Source organism: Nocardia cyriacigeorgica (genome assembly GCF_005863245.1).
Taxonomy (GTDB): domain Bacteria; phylum Actinomycetota; class Actinomycetes; order Mycobacteriales; family Mycobacteriaceae; genus Nocardia; species Nocardia cyriacigeorgica_C.
On the sequence record NZ_VBUT01000010.1, the window covers coordinates 202463 to 221219 of the forward strand.

Annotated in this window: 14 protein-coding genes; 6 read left to right on the top strand and 8 right to left on the bottom strand. The window is 70.0% G+C overall.

From position 1 onward, the window contains the following. Positions 1-4: 4 nt before the first annotated feature. The gene (locus FEK34_RS24060) at positions 5-1189 is read right to left on the bottom strand and encodes an acyltransferase family protein (protein WP_138451274.1); all 1185 of its coding nucleotides are present in this window, start codon (positions 1187-1189) and stop codon (positions 5-7) included. A 201-nt stretch (positions 1190-1390) separates the two neighbouring features. On the opposite strand from FEK34_RS24060, the gene FEK34_RS24065 reads away from it, so the two are divergent. The 3 genes from FEK34_RS24065 (at position 1391) to FEK34_RS30970 (ending at position 6355) form a co-directional block, all read left to right on the top strand. Continuing rightward, positions 1391-2545, top strand: a complete 1155-nt coding sequence (locus tag FEK34_RS24065) for a DUF3068 domain-containing protein (protein ID WP_138451276.1) — start codon at positions 1391-1393, stop codon at positions 2543-2545. 184 nt (positions 2546-2729) lie between these two features. After that, complete coding sequence (locus FEK34_RS24070) at positions 2730-4013, top strand: polysaccharide biosynthesis protein (protein WP_138451278.1); 1284 nt, start codon at positions 2730-2732, stop codon at positions 4011-4013. Beyond that, positions 4010-6355, top strand: coding sequence for a hypothetical protein (locus FEK34_RS30970; RefSeq protein ID WP_249359546.1), 2346 nt, complete (start codon positions 4010-4012; stop codon positions 6353-6355). The genes FEK34_RS24070 and FEK34_RS30970 overlap by 4 nt, the downstream gene beginning before the upstream one ends. Before the next feature lie 239 nt (positions 6356-6594). Here FEK34_RS30970 and FEK34_RS24090 read toward each other — a convergent pair whose 3' ends face one another. Then, on the bottom strand, positions 6595-7758 hold the full coding sequence (locus FEK34_RS24090) for a glycosyltransferase family 4 protein (RefSeq protein ID WP_138451280.1): 1164 nt from the start codon (positions 7756-7758) through the stop codon (positions 6595-6597). A gap of 329 nt (positions 7759-8087) precedes the next feature. On the opposite strand from FEK34_RS24090, the gene FEK34_RS24095 reads away from it, so the two are divergent. Next, positions 8088-8891 carry a class I SAM-dependent methyltransferase gene (locus tag FEK34_RS24095; RefSeq protein ID WP_138451282.1) on the top strand — a complete coding sequence of 268 codons (804 nt, stop codon included), beginning with the start codon at positions 8088-8090 and terminating at the stop codon, positions 8889-8891. Positions 8892-8927: 36 nt separating this feature from the next. On the opposite strand, the gene FEK34_RS24100 is transcribed toward FEK34_RS24095, so the two are convergent. Then, entirely contained in the window at positions 8928-9221 is a 294-nt protein-coding gene (locus FEK34_RS24100; RefSeq protein WP_138451284.1) for a hypothetical protein, read from the bottom strand. Positions 9222-9431: 210 nt separating this feature from the next. Here FEK34_RS24100 and FEK34_RS24105 point away from each other — a divergent pair, with 210 nt between their 5' ends. Continuing rightward, positions 9432-10877 (top strand): aldehyde dehydrogenase, encoded by a 1446-nt coding sequence (locus FEK34_RS24105; protein ID WP_138451286.1) that lies wholly within the window; start codon positions 9432-9434, stop codon positions 10875-10877. A 48-nt stretch (positions 10878-10925) separates the two neighbouring features. On the opposite strand, the gene FEK34_RS24110 is transcribed toward FEK34_RS24105, so the two are convergent. From FEK34_RS24110 to FEK34_RS24130, 5 genes are all read right to left on the bottom strand, one after another. Further along, positions 10926-11123: a hypothetical protein gene (locus tag FEK34_RS24110; RefSeq protein WP_138451288.1), complete on the bottom strand. Its 198-nt coding sequence runs from the start codon at positions 11121-11123 to the stop codon at positions 10926-10928. A 282-nt stretch (positions 11124-11405) separates the two neighbouring features. Further along, complete coding sequence (locus tag FEK34_RS24115; protein ID WP_138451291.1) at positions 11406-13238, bottom strand: phosphoenolpyruvate carboxykinase (GTP); 1833 nt, start codon at positions 13236-13238, stop codon at positions 11406-11408. 234 nt (positions 13239-13472) lie between these two features. Continuing rightward, on the bottom strand, positions 13473-15029 hold the full coding sequence (locus FEK34_RS24120) for a hypothetical protein (protein WP_138451293.1): 1557 nt from the start codon (positions 15027-15029) through the stop codon (positions 13473-13475). After that, entirely contained in the window at positions 15016-16155 is a 1140-nt protein-coding gene (locus tag FEK34_RS24125; RefSeq protein WP_171048360.1) for a hypothetical protein, read from the bottom strand. Before FEK34_RS24125 ends, FEK34_RS24120 begins: the two co-directional genes overlap by 14 nt. A 72-nt stretch (positions 16156-16227) precedes the next feature. Then, the gene (locus FEK34_RS24130; protein WP_138451295.1) at positions 16228-17010 is read right to left on the bottom strand and encodes an SDR family oxidoreductase; all 783 of its coding nucleotides are present in this window, start codon (positions 17008-17010) and stop codon (positions 16228-16230) included. Between the two features lie 231 nt (positions 17011-17241). On the opposite strand from FEK34_RS24130, the gene FEK34_RS24135 reads away from it, so the two are divergent. Next, entirely contained in the window at positions 17242-18594 is a 1353-nt protein-coding gene (locus tag FEK34_RS24135; RefSeq protein WP_138451297.1) for a lipase family protein, read from the top strand. Positions 18595-18757 lie beyond the last annotated feature (163 nt).

Here is an 18757-nt window from a genome sequence, read left to right on the forward strand (position 1 = left end):
GACGCTACGCCTTGGCGGCGGCCTGCTCCTTGCGCTCCGCTACCAGCTGCTCGCGGCGGCGCACATACCGGCGGACCGGCTCTTCGATGAGCGCGTAGCTGGCGGCGGAGATCGGGAGCGTGATGGCGACGGTCAGGGTCAGCACCAGCAGGAAATCACCGCTGAAGGGCACGATGCCGAAGACCGGGAACACGATCGACAGCACCGCCAGATGCCAGATGAAGATGCCGTAGGACCAGCGGCCGATGGCCTGGCAGACCGGGGATTCCAGCCAGCGGTGCGGCTTCGCTTCGGCGTCGCGCAGGATCAGCGGCGCGAGCAGGGTGAATCCGATGAGCGCGCCCAGGCCCATCTTCGCCGCGTACTGCCAGGGCTCGGCGCGGGTGAGCCCGGCGGGGCCGCCGAAGTTCGTCGCCGAGATCAGGAACACGACCAGCGCCACGCTCCACATCAGGAGTTGATTTCCCGCGATCCGCCGGAAGCGCAATAGCGGACGGCTATCGAATATCACCTCGGCCAAGAGCATGCCCGCGGCGAACCACGGCAGATATCCGGGCAGCCAATTGTCGGCGTGAATGGCGTCCGGAGTGGGCACCGGAAGGAAATTCCAGCCCAGACTGATCAGCGCGAGCCCGAGCACCGCCGGAATCCGCGCCCGCGCCGCCGCACCACGCAGGCCCGACAGCGCGAAAGCCAGCAGCGGCAGCACCAGATAGAAGGCCACCTCGACCGACAGACTCCACATCTGGGTCAAGCCGTCGGTCAGCGTCAGGGGGATGAACACCTGCAACAGCAGCAGATTCGACAACCACACCCGGAAGCCCGCGGTATCGGCCGCGCTGGGCAGCAACACCAGCACCACGCACACCACCACCCAGTAGGCGGGCAGGATGCGGGCGGCGCGGTGCCGCAGGTAGCGGCCCACACCGGGTGCGGTGCCGAGCCCACGGGCAGCAGCCGCGTGCGGGCGCCACAGCAGAAACCCCGACAGCGCGAAGAACACCGCCACCGCCATATCGAAGCGCTCCAGCACCCGGCCGAGCACCGGAATCCCGGTCGCCGCCGTCTGGAACGCCACATGGGTGAGCAGGACACCCAGTGCCGCCATGCCGCGCATGCCTTCCAATGCGGGCAGGAAGGCGCGCGGACGAGCCGGGGCGTCCGTGGTGGTGGGTGCGGTGGCGATCATCGGGTCCAGTCTGCCCTGCGGATTTCGACATGAGAATCCGACATTTCACTTTTCGCGCTAGACTCGGGCGATTTTAGGTCCGATTCCGGCCTCGGCACGGCGTGGTTCATCACCGGGCTGTTAGTGTCGGGGCTCACGAGTGCTGTGGCATGCCCACAGTACCGACGGAGCGACCCGTGTTCTACAACGAGGAGACTTTGCATGGCACAGAGTGCCGGAACCAAAAGGACGGTTGCCTGCCTGCTCGTAGGCCTCGGCGCGCTGCTCATCGTGGCCGCGCTGATGATCCCGACCTATACCTTGAGCAAGATGGCGAAGACTCCCCTCGACCTCGAGATCACCACCATCGCCACCAATGTGCCAGGCCAGGAAAGCCTCGTGCTCGACGCCAAATCGCTGACCGCCCCCGAGGGCTCGGCGAAGGTCGACCAGAACGTTCCCCTGGTCTTCCAGCGGTTCGTGACCGTCGAGGAACCCTCGGACGCGGAGAAGATGACCGTCCAGGCGGGTACCACGCTCCGGCGCACCGACAAGCAGGGCGACACTGGTCTGCTGACCGCCGAGATCGACCGGGTCACCATCGACCGCAAGACCGGTGAGCCGGTGGACGAGGACCCCAACGGTTCCATCGCCAGCACGGTGAACAAGGAAGGCGAGAGCGTCGCCGAGCCGTTCAAGCGTGAAGGCCTGCAGTACCGATTCCCGATCGGCACCGAGAAGAAGGACTACCCGTACTTCGACCGGACCGCCCGCGTCACCTCCGATGCCAAGTTCATCGAGGAGACCGAGATCAACGGCACCACCGTCTACCACTTCCGCCAGGTCGTCGAGCCGGCCAACCTGTACGAGGCCACCAAGAACCCCGCGTTCCGCCTCGAGCTGCCCGCCGCCAAGTGGGGTATCGAGGGCGAAGGCGACATTTCGATGGACCGCTGGTACACCAACACCCGCGACCTGTACATCGAGCCGGAGACCGGCACCGTCGTCGACGGCCAAGAGGCCATCCACATGTACTACGGCCGCACCGGCGACAAGCCCGAGGTCACCGCGCTGAAGGCGACCCTGACCTTCGACGAGCCGACCATCGAATCGCAGCTGTCGGTCGCCAAGGAGAACATCGACAAGCTGTCGCTGTTCGGGCGCATCGTGCCGATCATCCTCGGCGTCGTCGGCGTGATCGCGCTGATCGCGGGCATCGTCCTCGGTGTGCGCGGTGGCGGCGCCGCTGCTCCGGCCGGTCGTGGTGGTGTGCCGCCGCGTCGCCCGGCTCCCGCGGCTCCCACCGCACCGTCGAGCCCGCGCCGTGGTGACGCGGACGCGCCGACCGAGACGATCAAGCTTCCCGAGAAGCCCTGATCCCTCCGCGGTAGACACGCACTGATCGACTCGGCTCCCCTGGCATCGCGCCAGGGGAGCCGAGTTGTTTGTGTGCGCAGCCGGTGTCCGGCGGGCGTCGAACCCACGCGCGCGGTGAGCGTTCGGGCGCGGCCCGGCGCGGCGTCGGGGGCGGAGGGGCGCGGCCGGGGTGCGGGGTGCGACGATGGCGGGCGTGCCTGCTGTTCGTCGCCTACCCGTCGTGGCGGATCTGAGCTTGGTGACGGCGGGCGCGATGACGGCCAATGTGGCCGGATACCTACTTCAGCTGCTGGCCGGGCGCTGGCTCGGCGTCGCCGGGTACAGCGAATTCGCCAGCCTGCTCGCGGTGCAGCTGCTGTGCGCGGTGCCCGCGCTGGCGTTGCAGAACGTGGTCGCGAGGGAACTGGTGCGCGGTGCGAGCGTGACGGCGCTGCGCGGGTTGCAGTGGCGGTGCGCCGTGATCGTCGCGGCGGTGGCGGCGGCGTTGATCCCGGTGGTGACCGTGGTGCTCGAAGTGAGCCCGGTGGCCTGCGCGGCGGCGCTGATGGCCGCGCCCGCGCTGGTGATGCTGTCGGGTGAGCAGGGCGTTCTCCAGGGCGGCAGGCGGTTTCGCGGACTGGCCGTGGTGCTCGGCGCGGCCGGGATCGCGCGGGTACTGCCCGCGATCGTGGTACTCGCGCTGGGTGTGGGCGCCGGGCCCGCGTTGTGGGCGGCGGCGTTCGGCATCGCCGGTGCGGCGGTCTTCGCGCGGTACGTGGCCGGGCCTTCCTCGGAGGCGGCCGTGGTGCCGGACAACGGCGAGCCACCCGCCGCGCTCGACGGCGCGGCGCTGGATCTCTACGCCCCGGTCCCGAACGCCGGGTTCGCGGGTGTGATCGCGGTGGTGCGGGCCGCGCAGGTGCAGGCGGCGCTGATGGCGTTGTCGTCGGCGGATCTGATCGTGGTGCGGATCGTGCTGAACGAGGACGATGCCAGCCGGTACGCGCTGGCCACGATGGCCACCAAGATCGCCTTCTGGCTGCCCGCCGCCGTCGGCATGGTGCTGTATCCGCGGATGGCCCAGCCCGCGCACTCGGCGAGCGCGATCCGCTCGGCGCTGGCGGTGCTGTCCGGCATCGGCGTCCTCGCGGTGCTCGGCGCGGCGGTGGCGGCCCCGCTGGCGCCGCTGTTCGCCGGCGAGGACTACGCGCCGATCCAGGGGCTGCTGTGGCTGTTCGCCCTGCACGGCGCCGTTCTCGCGGTGCTGCAAGGCGCGCTGCTGTCGGCCATCGCCGTCGACCGCACCGCGCTGGCCGGGCTCACCTGGCTCGGCCTCGCCATCGAAGTCGCCCTCATGCTGGCCTTCGCCCGCACCATCCCCGCGCTCATCATCACCGCCGCCGGCGTCGCGGGCACCACCACCGCCATCGTCGCGGTTCTGGTGCTCTACACAGCCGCCCGCCAACCCGCCGAGGATGCTCGGTCGTGAGTGCGGGTGCTCGGAGCAGTCGGTGGGCGGCGGTCGTTCCGGCGGTGTACAGCGCACTGCTGACGCTGGTCGTCGCGGGTCCACTGCTCGGGCCGGGCTATCTGCTGCTGCGGGATGCGGTGAGTACGCCGCGGTCCTATCTCACCGATTCCGCCCTCGGCCTCGGTGACGCCGCTCCGCGTGCCGTCCCGCAGGACGCGCTGCTGGCGACGCTGTCGACGGTGGTGGACGGCGGGCTGATCGTGAAGGCGATCCTGCTGGCCGCGCTGTGGGCCGCCGGATACGGCGCGGCGGTCCTGTCGTGTGAGCTGCTGCGGGTGCCGACGGCGGCGCAGCTGGTGGCCGTCACGGTGGCGATCTGGAATCCCTTTGTCGCCGAACGTCTCCTGCAAGGCCACTGGAGCCTGCTCACCGGATACGCGGCCCTGCCCTGGACCGCGCTCGCGGCGCATCGGCTTCAGCAGCGGATCGGCGGAAAAGACGGCGTCCGGCAGCGCAGCGGCGAGCAGCGCATCACGGGGCGCGGCGCCGGACAAGGCAACGCTGCGGTGCGCAGCGGACATGACAGCACCGGGCAGGGCAGCAGATGCCGGGAAAGCCCTGGGCCGCAGGACGACAGTGGCCGCGGATACCGGGACTGGGCGGTCCTGGCCGGAAGCTTCGCGGCGGCGGGCCTGACGCCGACGGGCGCCCTGCTGGCCGGCCTCGTCGGCCTGACCGTGGCCGGACGCCGCAATCTCCCCGGCGTCCTGGCGCTGCTGATCGCCGCCTCCGCCCCATGGCTGGTCGCCACCATCGCCTCCGGAGCCGGGACCGAAACCTCCGACCCCGCCGGCATCGCCGCCTTCGCCGCCCGCGCCGAACCCGGCCTCGGCACCCTCGGCAGCCTCGCCGGGCTCGGCGGCATCTGGAATGCCGACGCCGTCCCCTGGTCACGCACCACACCCATCGCATTCATCGGGACCGCGATCCTGCTGGTCCTGGTCGCCCTCGGCGTCCGGACCGTGGCCGGCGGATTCCTTCGCCGCCGAACCACCACCGGCAGCGCCTCTACTACCGATAGCGCTCCGGTCTCCTCCGGCGCTCGGCCGGAAGCCACCCCCGCGCCCGACGAGACCGACGCCGACAGAACCGACTCTCGCCCCCAAGCCGGCCTCGTGTCCGACGAGATCGACGCCGACGCCACCGACCCCCGCCCGGCAGCCACGGACAGCGATCGACCGCCTTCAGATCTGTCCACATCCACCCCTGCCCCCGCGGCCCGCAGCACTCCGCTCACCTCAGCAGGCGCGCCTCCACAGGCCACCCCCGGACCCGACGAAACCGACACCGACGCCACCGACCTCCGCCCGGCAGCCACGGACGGCGACCGGCCGCCCTCCGATCGGTCCACACCCACCCCCGACCCCATAGCTGCCCGCACCGGCCGAAGGCTCGTCGGATTGGCAGTCGCGGCCGTGCTGCTGCCTGCCCTCGGCGCAACCGCCTGGGGCATGGACGTTCTCGAATGGCTCGTCGTCGAAGTCCCCGGCGCAGGCCTGCTGCGCGACACCCAGAAATACGTCGCCCTCGCGATGCCCGCGTACGTCCTCTGCGCCGCAGCGGGATGCGTCGTCCTCGCGCAACGGTTCGGCGCCACCACCCCTGGGCCGGATTCCGGGCCCGACCCTGCCACTCCGAAGCCGGACAGCGCATCGGTGGCGGCCCACCGACCGTCCACGACAGGCCCCGCGGTCACCGCGGTCGCGGCACTGTTCATCGCGGCGCTTATCCTCCCGCTCATCGACCTGGCCTGGGGCGTCGGCGGGGAGATGCGGGCGGTGCGGTATCCGGCGGCGTGGCAGGAAGCGGCCGCGCGGGTGGACGGACCCGGTGACGTAGCGGTCCTGCCGGGCGGGATGTTCCGGAAGTTTCCGTACAGCGGGAGCGCCCCGGTGCTCGATCCCGCGCCGCGCATGCTGCCCAACGATGTGTTGCAGACCGGTGAGCTGCCGGTGCGCGGGCGGACAGTGTCGGGTGAGGGGGCAAGGGCGCGCAGGGTGGAACAACTGCTGCTGGACGGGGGTTCGCCGACGGAACTCGCCACGCTCGGCGTGGGCTGGGTGTTGGTCGAACACCGCACTCCCGGGCCGATGGGTGAGTCGGAAACGACGCTCGCCCAACTGGACCCGATGTTGCGGACCCCGGATCTGTCGCTCTACCGCGTGCCCGGCACCATCGCCGAGCGATCGAGCGCACACCGCCCGCTGGTGATCGGCGCCCACATACTCTGGGCCGCATTACTCGTGGCCCCGCTGCTCACGTTCGTGCCGACTCTGCGTCGATCAGACCGAAATCGCTGAGGAGCGGCCGACACATCAGCCGCACACCGTGTCAGCACCGGCATCGGGAGGTCCGGTGCCGCATCGCTGCCTGCCGCACCCGACGTGCTGTAGGCGGGCCGGCGGGGGAAGCGCGGGGTGCCGTCGAACGGCCTGCGCACGAGCACATGCCGTGAACCACACGGGAGCAGCACGCGTCCCGGCCGGAATCGCAGCCTCGGCCAACTCGAGCCGCCCCGGGACTACGCACTTCCCCTAACTCACACCGGCGGAATCAGCCCGGATACCTTGCGCCCGTCCGCCGCCGCCGACAGCACCTGATACACCCCGGAAGCCGTACTCTCCCACGAGAATTCCCGCGCCCGCGAGCGCGCCTTCTCGCCCATGATGGTGCGGGCGGCGGCGTCGTCGAGCAGTTCGGCGACCGATTCGGCCAGCTGGTCGACGTCGTCGACGAGAACGCCGGTGACGCCGTCGACGATGGAATCGGTGAGCCCGCGCGAGGATCGGTAGCCGACGGTCGGCACACCGTGCTGCGCCGCCTCGATCACCGCGAGCCCCCAGCCTTCCTTGCGCGACGGCATGACGTGCACCCACGACCGGGCGAGCAGTTCGTGTTTGCGGCGTTCGTCGACGTGTCCATGGAAGGTGACCGCGTCGGCGATACCCAGCTGCGCCGCGACCGATTTCAGGTTGTCGGCCCACCAACCGTCACCGATGACGTCGAGCTGCACGCCGGGGATCCGGCCGCGCAGTTGCGCGACGGCGGCGAGGGCGTCCTCGATCTGCTTGTGCGGCACCAGCCGTGAGAGCACCACCACTCTCGGCTCGGCGGTACGGGTTTCGGCGGCGCCGGTGGGGGCATCGACTGGAACAGGTTCAGCGCCGTTGCGTACCACCGCGATGCGCGATCCGTCGACGCCGAGCGTCGTCAATTCCTCTGCCGAAGGCAGCGAAACCGTCAGGTATTGATTGTCGCGATGCACCCTTGGCGACAGCCGCGATTCGATCCACCAGCCGATCCGGCCCACCAGCTTGCCCGCGACGGGCCACTGCTCGCGATGCCCGTGATGCACCAGCACCACCGACGGCGCCTTGCTCGCGGCGCGGGCGAAGAACGGGATGCCGTTCTGGGTGTCGATCACCGCGTCGGGCCGGATGCCGCGCAGCGGTCCGAGGCCGAGGCGCGCGAGGGCGATGGCGGCGAGTGCGCGCGGGTACACCGAGTAGCGGCCACCGGCCCGGCTGATGTCGATGCCGTCGACGGTTTCCCTGCGGGCCGCGCCGGGGTAGCGGGCGGTGCGCAGGGTGACCTTTACGCCGCGGGCGGCGAGGTGGGCGCCGACCTGCTCGAGGTAGCGTTCGCTGCCCCCGCCCTGCGGATGCCCCGTGTCGCGCCAGCAGAGCAGTAGGACTTCGCGCACGGTCGAGCTTCTCCGGTCGTCGGGTCCCCGTCGGGAACGTCGGATATCGTCGTACACCCTAGTGGACGGCTTCCGGCCGTGGTCCGATCCCGGCCCTGACCGGCCGCCGACCCGGCCCTGACCGGCCGTAGACCGGCATCCGACCCCGACGGACACAGGGCAGCCGCACCCGGCCGATTCCAGCAGCCGCACCCGGCCGACACGGGCCGCAATCGAGCAACGCAGGCAGCCCCAGCCGGCAGCCGTTACCGTGCCGCACGGCGGATTGTGCGAGACTCGGCGCCGTGCTCAGAGCCGATAAAACGACTGGGTGGTCCCCGCAGGCCCGGATGCGACCGGGGCGGGCGCCCGTACCCGCAGCCGCGCGGGCCGGGCGACGGCGTCCCCGTTTCGCCGAGCGCGCCACCCTGCGCCGGTCGATCCGGCTGCTGAGCAGTTTCCGCTTCGAGCAGACCGCGCCCGCGGTGTTCTACGGCGGCCTCGCCACCGACAGCGCGGCCATGATCAGCGATTTCTATGCCGACGTGACCGGAAGGGAGCTGGCTGGAGCGACCATCATCGACGTGGGTGGCGGCCCGGGCTACTTCGCCGACGAGTTCGCCCGCACCGGCGCCAGATACATCCCCGTGGAGCCGGACCCGTCGGAACTGCATGCCGCCGGGCTGACGGTGCCGGGCGCGGTGCGGGGTTCCGGGATGGCGTTGCCGTTCCGCGATGGCGCGGTCGATATCTGCTTTTCCTCGAATGTCGCCGAGCACGTGCCGGATCCGTGGCTGATGGCCGACGAGATGGTGCGGGTGACCAGGCCGGGCGGGGTGATCGTGCTGTCCTACACGGTGTGGCACGGCCCGTTCGGCGGGCACGAGACCGGTCCGTGGCACTACCTGGGTGGCGAGTACGCCGCGCGCCGGTATGTGCGCAAGCATGGCCGCGAGCCCAAGAACAGGTTCGGCCGGTCGATGTTCGCGGTGCGCGCGGCCGATGGTTTGCGGTGGGCGCAGCGGACGCCTGCCCAGGTGTTCGCGGTGTTCCCGCGCTATCACCCGCGGTGGGCCTGGTGGCTGGTTCGCATCCCGTGGTTGCGTGAGTTACTGGTCAGCAACCTGGTGGTCGTCGCGATCAAACCGGACTGAACGTCGTTCTCGGACGGCGGAACAGACGATCGCTTATCAGCGCGCCCACAGCGCCAGGCGCCGGCCCCTGGTGCCGTGCCGGGCTTCCTGCCAGGGCGATTCCTGCATGGCGAGGCCCACGGTCTCCAGCGTGGTCAACCCGACCAGATCGGCCAGCGTGCCGACCATGGCGACCGCCTCCGCGGCCTGCATGGCGGCGGTTGCCTGCTCCATGGTCAAGGTGCGGCCGGGTAGGAAGGACACTACCCAGCCGCCGCTGCCAACGCTCTTAGCTTGATGCTCGGTCTGGTCGCTGGTCATCAACGACCGGCCGATCACTTGCACCGCCATGAATCGGACTCCCCAATTGCGGTATCGGTTCGATGGGTCGAGCGAGCTGATCAGTAGCTACAGCATCCACGCTCCAGCAACAGAACGCAATAGTGCGTTCTGACGAAAAGCGAACCGACAGGTCGGAATTCACGCAGCTCATGGCAGCGCGCGAAGATCAAACTGAAACCTGTTACAGACAACGGCGCGACAAAACTGTAACGTGTTCTCATGGATTACGACAGCCTGTTCATCGGCGGCCGCTGGACCGCGCCCGCCACCACCGAGCGCATCCAGGTCATCTCCCCGGCCACCGAGGAGCCGGTCGGCAGCGTTCCCGCCGTCGACCGGGCCGACGTCGACGCCGCGGTCGCGGCGGCCCGCGCCGCCTTCGATTCGGGCCCGTGGCCGTCGACGCCGCCGGAGGAACGGGCCCAGGTGCTCACCCGCGCCGCCCGCCTCATCGAGGAACGCGGCGCCGACCTGGCCGCCACCCTCACCGCCGAGATGGGCGCCCCGCTGATGGCGGCGACCACGCTCAACCAGATCCCGGCCGTGGCCGCGCTGGACTACTACGCCGGCTTGGCCAAATCGTTCCCCTGGAACGAGACGCGCACCGGCGTCTTCGGCACCACCCGGGTCTCGCGGGAACCGCGCGGTGTGGTCGCGGCCATCACTGCATGGAACGTGCCGCTGTTCCTCGCGGCCAACAAGCTGGGGCCCGCGCTGCTGGCCGGGTGCACCGTGGTGCTCAAGCCCTCCCCGCTGACGCCGCTGACCACCAACAAGGTGGCCGAGATCTTCGCCGAGGCCGGGCTGCCCGAAGGCGTGCTCTCGGTGCTGCCCGCCGAGGCCGAGGCCTCCGAATACCTGGTGTCGCATCCAGGTGTGGACAAGCTGACCTTCACCGGCAGCACCGCCGTCGGCCGCAAGATCGGCGCCATCGCCACCGGGCAGCTGAAGACGGTCTCGCTCGAACTCGGCGGCAAATCGGCGGCAATCCTGTTGCCCGACATGGACATTGCCGCGAGCATCCCCTCGCTGGCCTTCTCCGGCCTGATGAACACCGGCCAGGGCTGTGTCGCGCAGACCCGAATCCTGGCCCCGCGCAGCCACTATGACGAGATCGTCGACGCGCTGGTCGCGCATGTGCGCACCATGACCGTCGGCGATCCGACCGATCCGGCCACCCAACTCGGCCCGCTGATCTCGCAGCGCCAGCGCGAGCGCGTCGAGGGCTATATCGCCAAGGGCAAGGCCGAAGGGGCGCGGCTGGTGCTCGGCGGCGGCAGGCCCGAGGGGCTGGACAAGGGCTGGTTCGTGGAGCCGACCATCTTCGCCGATGTGGACAACAGCTCGACGATCGCGCGGGAAGAGATTTTCGGGCCGGTACTTTCGGTGATTCCGTACGGCACCGAGGACGAGGCCGTCGCGCTGGCCAACGACTCCGATTACGGTCTGGCCGGCTCGGTGTGGACCAGCGACGTCGAGCACGGCGCCGAGATCGCGGCCAAGGTGCGCACCGGCACGTACGCGATCAACTGGTACGCGTTCGATCCGTGCGCACCGTTCGGCGGTTACAAGAACTCCGGTCTCGGCCGCGAGAACGGCCCCGAGGGCGTCGACGCGTACTGCGAGCAGAAGTCGGTGCTGATGCCGCTCGGCTGGACCGGCTAGCGGCGCAGAAAGCGAATCAGCCTCCGGGGCGGGCGGCCGACGGCCGGCTCACTCCGGGGGCTGAACCACGCGCAGAATCGATTGCGGATCCTCGGCGGACCCGGGCGCGTCGACCACTTCGACGCACCAGCCCGGCGGCAGGACCGATTGCAGGCGTTGCGCCGCCCTGCGCAACGGTGTGCTCGCGTGCGGCAGTGCCGCGGTCGGTAGTTCGGCTACCGGAGATCCGGTGTACCCATCGGCCATGCTCCACACCCTCTCGCGCGGCGATCGCGTCGTCGGCGGCGGTTGTCTTCCGCGCCACGAGCGGATCGAGGAAGCAGTTCAGTCGATCAGTTAACTGTTGGCAATCGAACTGTGCTGTCGTGAGACGGAAGAACACCCAAAGCATAAGCCACACAACAGGCTCAACCCGGCACAACGGACAGGTACCCGTGGCGCGTCGCGCCGAAACCGCAGGCCGAGCGGGAAAATCAATACCGCCCGCACCCGATGAGGATGCGGACGGTATCGAAATACGCGGTGTGACTAACCCAAGCGCTGCTTCAGGGCTTCGAATTCGTCGCGCACCCCGGACGGCAGCTTGTCGCCGATGAATTCGAACCACTCTTCGATGAGCGGGATCTCCTTCTTCCATTCCTCGGCGTCGACCTTCAGCGCCTCGTCGACGTCGGCGGGGTCGACGTCGAGGCCCTCCAGGTCCATCTGGGCGGCGGTGGGGACGTTGCCGATCGGGGTGGTCTCGGCCTCGGCCTTGCCCTCGATCCGGTCGACGATCCACTCCAGCACGCGGGAGTTCTCGCCGAATCCGGGCCACAGGAACCGGCCGTCGTCGCCGCGGCGGAACCAGTTGACGTAGAAGATCTTCGGCAGCTTGGCCGCATCGGCGTTCTTGCCGACGTTGATCCAGTGGTTCAGGTAGTCACCGACGTGGTAGCCCATGAACGGCAGCATCGCCATCGGGTCGCGGCGCACGGTGCCGACCTTGCCCTCGGCGGCGGCGGTCTGCTCCGAGGACAGGGTGGCGCCCATGAAAACGCCGTGCTGCCAGTCGAAGGACTCGGTCACCAGCGGGACGGTGGTCTTGCGGCGGCCGCCGAACAGGATCGCCGAGATCGGCACACCCTGCGGGTCGTCCCATTCGGGGGCCAGGATCGGGCACTGCGACATCGGGGTGCAGTAGCGCGAGTTCGGGTGGGCGGCGAGGGTTTCGGTCTCCCGCAGGTACCAGTCGTTGCCCTTCCAGTCGATCAGGTGATCGGGCTCGCCCTCCAGGCCTTCCCACCACACGTCGTTGTCGTCGGTCAGCGCGACGTTGGTGTAGACGGTGTTGCCCGCGTCCATGGTGGCCATGGCGTTGGGGTTGGAGCTGTGGTTGGTGCCGGGCGCGACGCCGAAGAATCCGAACTCCGGGTTCACCGCGTAGAGGCGGCCGTCCTTGCCGAAACGCATCCAGGCGATGTCGTCGCCGAGGGTCTCGGCGCGCCAGCCGGGGATGGTCGGCTGGATCATCGCGAGGTTGGTCTTACCGCAGGCGCTGGGGAAGGCGGCGGCGATGTAGTAGGCCTTGTTCTCCGGGGAGATCAGCTTGAGGATCAGCATGTGCTCGGCCAGCCAGCCCTCGTCGTGCGCCATGGCCGAGGCGATGCGCAGCGAGTAGCACTTCTTGCCGAGCAGCGCGTTGCCGCCGTAGCCGGAGCCGTAGGACCAGATCTCGCGGTCCTCGGGGAAGTGGGTGATGTATTTGGTGTCGTTGCACGGCCACGGCACGTCTTCCTGGCCCTCGGCCAGCGGCGCGCCGACGCTGTGCAGCGCCTTCACGAACGGGCGGTCGGTGCCGAGCTTCTCCAGCGCGGCGGCGCCCATACGGGTCATCACGCGCATGGAGACGACGACGTACTCCGAGTCGGTGATCTCCACACCCAGCTTGGGGTCCTCGGCACCGAGCGGGCCCATGCAGAACGGCACCACGTACATGGTGCGGCCCTTCATCGAGCCGCGGTACAGCTCGGTCATGGTGGCGCGCATCTCGGTGGGGTCGACCCAGTTGTTGGTCGGGCCCGCGTCGGCCTCGGTCTTGGAACAGATGTAGGTGCGCGATTCGACGCGCGCGACGTCGGACGGGTCGGACAGGGCGAGGAAGGAGTTGGGCTTCTTCTTCTCGTCCAGGCGCTTGAAGGTGCCCGCCTCGACCAGCTGGGTCGTCAGACGATCCCATTCGGCGTCGGAACCGTCGGCCCAGACCACCCGATCAGGCTGAGTCAGTTCGGCGACTTCCTGTACCCAGGTGAGCAGTTCGCTGTGTTCGGTCGGCGCTTTGCCGTCGGATCCACGAAGACCAGGAATGGTCGCTGAGGTCATGAAAACTCTCCTGAGATGGGCGGTTCTGCGGTGTTTCGATCCTGGCCCAATCGGCGCGTGACCAGCCCCGAACCACCGAGCGCCACCATTGGCTGGATGGCACCCGCTACGGCCCGTCGATCACGCCGGCCGGCTGGACAGCGCACAGGGCGAAGCGGACGCCCAGGTTCCTGTCTAGAGGTTAACGCGATATGACGAACCGTACGGAATCGGGTTCCTCATAGGTACCCCCGATCAGTGCCGATCATTCGTCCCACGTCCGGCCGACGCCATCCAGTGATCGATGCTCTCGATATCGCGTTCACAGGCCGCGAGCTGACCGGGTTGTTCGGCGATATAGCGGCGCAGCCGGGCCTCCAGTTCGGCCGCCTTGCGGTCGATCTCGACCATCCGTTCGGTGCTCGCCCGCACCACCCGCTCAGACAACTGCCCTTCGGCCTCCACCATCGCCGTGCCGACACGCTGCTCGAGCTGGGCTTTTACATTGACGAGGGCGTCGGCGACCCACTGCCGGAGGTGATTGCGGTCGGCGAGCTGGGCGCGCGCCCGCACCACCCAGGCGGCCACGCCCGCGCCGAGCAACAGCGTCACCGGAACGGTCGCCACGTCGAGCGCGGGCACCAGACTGAACGGCGAGACCACCAGCCGGCCGAGGCCGACACCCGCCGACGCGCCGAGCGCGATCATGAGGTGATCTTCGACACCCCGCTGCCGCGGCTCGGGATCCGGGCCGACGCGCGGCGGCGGATCGCGGCGCACCGGGCCCGGGTCGGGGCCGCCGACGCGGGCGGCCAGTTCGGCCAGCCGGTGTTCGATATCGACGTCGACGGCGCCTGCCAGTTCGGTCACCGCCTGTTGCAGCCGATCCGGATAGTCGCCGATGCTGCCGCGGCCGAGCCGGTCGAGTTCGGCGCGCGCCGCGGTGTGCAGGGCCCGCACCCGGGCGCCGACCTCGGTCATCAGATCCAGCCGGGCCAGATGCAGCTGGCTGCGCAGCGTGGACATGGCCGCGGCCCGGCCGCCGTCGCGCCCGGCGAGCAGGGTGGCGCGTTCCTCGCGCAGCCGCATTGCCGCGGTGCCCGCGCGCAGCGAGGCGACCTGTTCGACGATGCGGGCCCTGGTATCGGTGAGGACCCGGGTGCGCACGGCGGCCAGCCGGTCCGCACCGTCGTCGGCGGCGCCGAGGGTGGCCGCGGTGAGCTCGGCGTGCAGAGCGGCGAGCCCGGAGCGGTCCAGCAGAGCGGTATCGCCGGAGGATCGCGCGGCCACCGCGAGCCGGGCGGAGACCGGGACGATATCGATATCGGTGATGCCCTGCCCGGCCAGCAGCGCCAGATCGCGTTCGCGCACCGCGCGCCAATCCTGGTGGGCGTGGATGCCGTTCATGGCCAGCAGCACCCTGGTGCCGCCGGCGCGCAGCCCGCGCACCATGTCGAGCACACCGGCGCCGAGGGTGGTGCCCGCGTCGAGCAGGATCAGCGCCACCGCGGCGGGCGCTTCGCCCGATGGTGAGGTGGTTTCGACGGCGGCGCGGGCGTCGGCGACGGGATCGGTGAGGTCGACGTGTGGTTCGAAGCGGGCCAGTTCGGTTCGCAACAGTGTGGTGTTGGCGTCATCGGGGCCGATCAGCACCACACCGGAGGCGTTGCCGTTACCGCTGACGGCGCGCAGCAACGCCATCCCCTGCGGATTCCATCGCTGCACCACCGCTTCCAGCTCCGCGGGTAGCGCGGCGACGGAGGCGGCGGAATCGGTGCGCGAGGGGTGTTCCGGGGGATCAGAGACCGGCACTGCTCATTCGCTCCCATAGCCGGACGTAGCCGTTGTGCACCCGCACCGCGGCGCGGCGAGCGGCCGGCGGCATATCGCTGGAGACCAGCGAACGCCAGCGCGCGGCCCGGTCGAGGGCGTCGTCGGCGTCGGCAGGCGCGGGCGAGGGATAGCCCGCGGCCAAGTGCGCGACCGACGGATGCGCCAGGCCGGCGCACAGCCCGGTCCACAGGGCGTCGTCGCCGTAGAGGTAGTCCTCGAGCACGTCACGGGCGCGGCCGCCGTCACCGGGAACGGCGCGCGCGGCCAGCCGGGTGAGTTCGTCGAGCAGCTCGCCGCCGCGCTGGGCCGAGACCTGCTCGTAGCGGCGGTGCAGCAGCTTGTGCAGCGGGTCCACCGCACTCGCGGCGTGCAGGACCTGCAACAACGCCTGGCCGGTGATCTCCGGCTGGTTCCGGACCACGGTGAGCGCGCAGTTCACCCCGTACAGGTCCCAGCGCTGCAACAACTGGGTCCGCTCGGCGACATCGGGGCCCGCGCCGGGCGAGGTGAACAGGTCCGGCGAGAGCGTGAAGGCCGGATCGGTGTTGCCCGCATGCCTGCGCAACGTCGCCAGATCGGCCTCGGTGACCGCTCCGGCCCTGGTCCGCACCGCCAGCGAGGCGACGACGGGCAGCACCTGACGGCCGAGCTCGCGCCCGTACTGTTCGGCGGCGATGACGGCGTCGGCCCACCGGGCGCCCACCGCGTCGGCCTTGTTGAGCACGACGATGGTGCGGTCCGGCGGCAGCGAACCGATGATGCGCAGATCGGCCGGGCCGGGTGCGGCGGCGAGCACGTAGACGATGATGTCGCCGTCGAGCACCGGATCGGGCAGGCCGGGTTCGTCCACCGGGCCGGTCTCCACCGCCGACATCAGCGCCAGCGCGTGCAGCACGGTGGTGCGGCCGGTGTGCGCACGGCCGGTGACCTGGATGCGCGGCGGCATCCGCCAGCGCTCTACCGCGAGCCCGGCGTGGTAGCCGATCTGCGGGTCGTTGCCCTGGCCCTGGCGCAGGACATCGAGCAGTTCGTCGAGTTGATCGCGCTCACGCGTGTGCTCACGTCGGTCGAGCATGGTTCCATCCGGTCCGGCGGCTTTCGGCATCGGTGCGCACCCCCCTGTCGAGTTCTGCGGGCATTGTCTCAGAAGTCGGGGCGGGCGCCGGTGCGGGCCGGTTCACGATCCGCTGACGTATTTGTTCACCGTGCGCACCGCCCAATTGGGCGCGTATTTCGCCGCGGTGGCGAGCAGTTTCGCCTGCGCGCCGATCTCGTAGTGCACCCGCGGCAGCCTGCCCTGTTTCCTGGTGGCCGACCAGATGCCGTTGGCGACGTCGTCGGCGGTCAGCCGGACGCCGAGCGAGCGCGTGGATTTGGTGTTGACGCCGTCGACCATCGCGGTGGCCACGAACAGCGGCCAGATCGCGATCACCCGGATGTCGTGGTGCGCCCATTCCAGGTCGAGCGCCTCGGTCAGGCCTTTGACCGCGGATTTGGTGGCGCCGTAGCTGGCGAGTTCGGGCTGGCCGTAGATCGCCGAGGCCGAGCAGAGGTTCACCACCTGGGCGCCGGGGGTGTCACGCAAATAGCGGAATGCCGAATGGGTGCCGTTGATGACGCCGCCGAGGTTCACATCGACGATGGCCTGATGCTGGGCGAGGTCGATCGATTCGAACGGCCCGGCGCGCAGGATGCCCGCGTTGTTGATCAGGATGTCCAGGCGTCCGGCGTCGTCCCAGAACTCGGCGAGCCGCTCGGTCCACGCTGTGGTGTCTGTCACATCGAGCAGCCCGGTGCGCACACTGCCGCCCGCCTGGCCGATATCGGCCGCGAGCCGCGTCAGCCCGACCTCGTCGACGTCGTAGGCGCCGACGTGATAGCCCTGGGCAGCGAAAAGCAGCGCCGTGGCGCGGCCGATGCCCGCCGCAGCGCCAGTGATGAAAACCGTCGGACCACCCATGCCAGGCAGCGTAATGGGCTTCGTCACACCGTGCCGTACTATCCGCTGGGGCTGGCCCGGCGAATGCCGGGTAACTTACCCTGACCAGATGGTCGGCACCACAGTCGGTGCGTAGCTTGACTTTTCGTTCACGACGAGCGGGCGACACACGCGCGGAGCCGGACCGCGCGGCGGCGAGACGCCGCTGGAAGTGCCCGAGATCGTGCATCGGGCCTCGACGAGGAGGTTGCGATGACTCGCGACAGGGCGACCCGGCCGAGTGCCGATCCCACGACGACCATCGGCGCCACGGACACGACGCTGCTGCCGAGCCGTGATCCGTTCCACCGCCCGCCGCCCGGATTCGCGGACAAGCCCGCCGGCACCATCCTGCGCAGCCGCGAGGTCGAGGTGGCGCTGTTCGGCGTGGTACCGCAGAAGGTTTCGGCCTGGCAGTTGCTCTACCGCAGCTGCGACCTGCACGGCACACCCGAGGCCGCGGTCACCACCGTCCTGTTGCCGCACGGCGCCGAACCGGCCGAATCCCGCCCGCTGCTGGCCTTTCAATCCGCGATGGACGCGGTCTCGGAACGGTGTTCGCCCTCCTATGCCCTGCGCCGCGGGGCGCATGCGCTCGGGTCGATCACCCAGTTGGAATGGCTGCTGGTGGCGAACGCGCTGCGGCGTGGCTGGGCGGTCAGCATCGCCGACCACGAGGGCCCGCGCGGCAACTTCGGCGCGCCGCGCGAACCCGGCTACCGCGCCCTCGACGGCATCCGCGCCGCGCTCGCCTTCGCCCCGCTCGGCCTCGGCCCGGACACCAGGATCGCGGCGTGGGGCTATTCCGGTGGCGGGATGGCCAGTTCCTGGCTGGTGGAGATGGCGCCGACCTACGCACCCGAACTCGATATCGCCGGTGCGGTGCTCGGCGCTCCCGTCGGCGATCCCGGTCAGGTTTTCCAGCGGCTCAACGGCGGCTACTTCGCCGGCCTGCCCGCCATCGTGATCGCGGCGCTGCGCCGGATCTATCCGGCGCTCGGTGCGATCATCCAGAACGAACTCACCCCGGACGGGCTCGAGCTGGTCGCGCGCGCCGAACGGTCCACCACCATCGCCGCCGTGCTCGGCCTGGCCAACAAGAAGATGGACGACTACCTGCCGCGTCCGCTCGACGAGATCCTGGCCGCACCGGAGATGCAGGCCATGCTCGACGACCTGCGGCTGGGCAATACCGCGCCGAAATGCCCGGTGCTGGTGGTGCAGCCGGTGCACGACCAGGTCATCCACATGGACGGCATCGACGGTCAGGTGCACCGCTACCGCAAGGGCGGCGCCGACGTCACCTATGTGCGCGACCGGCTCAGCGAGCATTTCTCGCTGCTGCCGCTGGCCACCCCGATCACCCTCGACTGGCTCGACGCCCGGCTCGCGGGCAAGCCGGTCACCGAGGCGCGCGACAGCACGGTCTGGTCGGTGCTCGCCTCGCCGGTGGGCGTGCGCGGACTGCTGGAGATGGCGCGCACGGCGGTGCTGGTCGCGCTCGGACGTCCGCTGCGCGCACCCGAGCCGCCGGTCACCGAGGTCGAACAGGCGAAAGCGGCCTGATCCGGTCAAGGGCCGGAGGCGGTAGCGCAGCGTCACCACGCAGGCCCTCCGGGTCAGGCCAAGGCAATACAGCCTGATCCGGTCAAGGGCCGGAGGCGGTAGCGCAGCGTCACCACGCAGGCCCTCCGGGTCAGGCCAGGTCGATTCAGCCTGACCCGGTCAA